Annotated in this window: 2 protein-coding genes; both read left to right on the forward strand. The window is 39.6% G+C overall.

Going from position 1 to position 1,625, the window contains the following annotated elements; translation table 11 throughout:
- Positions 1-123 precede the first annotated feature (123 nt).
- Positions 124-978, forward strand: a complete 855-nt coding sequence (locus PG879_RS20385; RefSeq protein WP_442866274.1) for a helicase RepA family protein — start codon at positions 124-126, stop codon at positions 976-978.
- Positions 965-1,600: a replication protein C, IncQ-type gene (repC, locus tag PG879_RS20390; protein WP_270830617.1), complete on the forward strand. Its 636-nt coding sequence runs from the start codon at positions 965-967 to the stop codon at positions 1,598-1,600. The genes PG879_RS20385 and repC overlap by 14 nt, the downstream gene beginning before the upstream one ends.
- The last annotated feature ends 25 nt before the right edge of the window (positions 1,601-1,625 follow it).

A 1,625-nucleotide genomic window follows, 5' to 3' on the forward strand; every position in this document is an offset into this window, starting at 1 on the left:
CTCATGATGAACCCTTTTTCATGGCTCCAGATGACAAACATGATCTCATATCAGGGACTTGTTCGCACCTTCCTTAGTGGATTGGAAATGGAAACTATATCTTCCCCGAAAAACAAATTTATTATGGAAAGGGGCGCTGGATCGATAAATTTCGATCACGACCAATTTTTAGTTGAAGATCTTTTAGACGAAAATTCGCTAGCTGGATTTTACGGTCCCAGCGGTTCGCGAAAATCGTTCATTATAATGGATATTGCCTGTCGGATCGCATCAGGGAAGAAATGGCAGGGCAGGGAGGTAAAACATGGTGCTGTAATCTATGTTGCTGCCGAGGGAAGCAATGGCATGAAAAAACGCATGCACGCCTGGATTAATAAATACAATGATGGGCATGACCTAGACAATCTGTACCGTATATCACAACCAATATTTGTATCACAACCACAGGTTGTTACTGATTTAATTTTGGCTACAAAGAATGTTCAAGAAGAAACTAATTTGCCTGTAAGATTGATTGTTATTGATACGCTTGCACGTAGTTTTATCGGTAATGAGAATTCTGCTGAGGATATGGGGAAATTCATCGCCGGTTGTGATGAAATAAAATGCAAAACTGGTGCGACAATTCTCATTGTGCATCACACAGGAAAAGATTTGGGTCAGGGAGCAAGAGGGGCATATTCATTCAAAGCTGCATTAGACAGTGAGTATTTTATAGCTAAGATAGAAGGCAATGATGCGTTAACTACTAAATTAGAATGCACCAAAAATAAGGAGGGGAGCGATGGATTAAAAATGGAAATAAATCTAAAAATCGAGGCTATAGGGAAAACCACAAAAGGAAAAACTATTGATACCTTGGTTGTCATAGACCGTGATAGTCGTTTGGTAGGAGCCCAAAACACTAGGAAAGATAAGAATATCCAGCCACCCTGTGAAAATAAAAAAACTAAAGCAATAGTTGATGAAAATTTCTAAAAATAATGACCACAATGTAAAGAATTTTGCTCTGGCTGCCCCATTTTTAGGGCGAATACCTGGGTTGTTCATGCCTATGCCAAGTGGTAAGCGTCCAAAAAATATTATACTAGATATTGAAAGTGGTCATGAAAGACTGTGTGCTGAATTGGCAGAAGGGCTTGATAGCTCAGACCAAAGCGTACTTCTCGCATTAATCGCCCTAGCTGGTATAGAGAGTAAAATAATTTCGTCAGCTAATACCGGACCGAAGTCGACTCTATTGTGGAATAATTTGAATGTAAGTTTTGATGCTGAAACTGAACAATGTGCGTTAGTAACTACTACACAGACCGACATTTTAAACATTCTAGGGTGGAATAGATCGGGTCATGAATACAATAGGTTGAAGAAATGCTTAAATAGATTAAATAATGTTGATTTACTTATATTTAAGGGAGAGAGAAAGTGGAGATCTGGGCTACTGAGTTATCTAATCAACAACACATCAGTCATTGGTGAGGAAGATGTCGTCTATGTTGTGTTGAACTCCAAAATTGCATATGCGGTCGATGGGGGACAATACGCTAGGATTGGATTTGACCCCATAGGTCCAGACACTTTTTCCCGCTTAGGGTTGTGATACCCGACTGCGCAGAAATTCCCGT

Origin of the sequence: Aeromonas sp. QDB63, from assembly GCF_027707425.1 — a bacterium.
In the GTDB taxonomy this organism is placed as follows: Bacteria; Pseudomonadota; Gammaproteobacteria; order Enterobacterales; family Aeromonadaceae; genus Aeromonas; species Aeromonas caviae.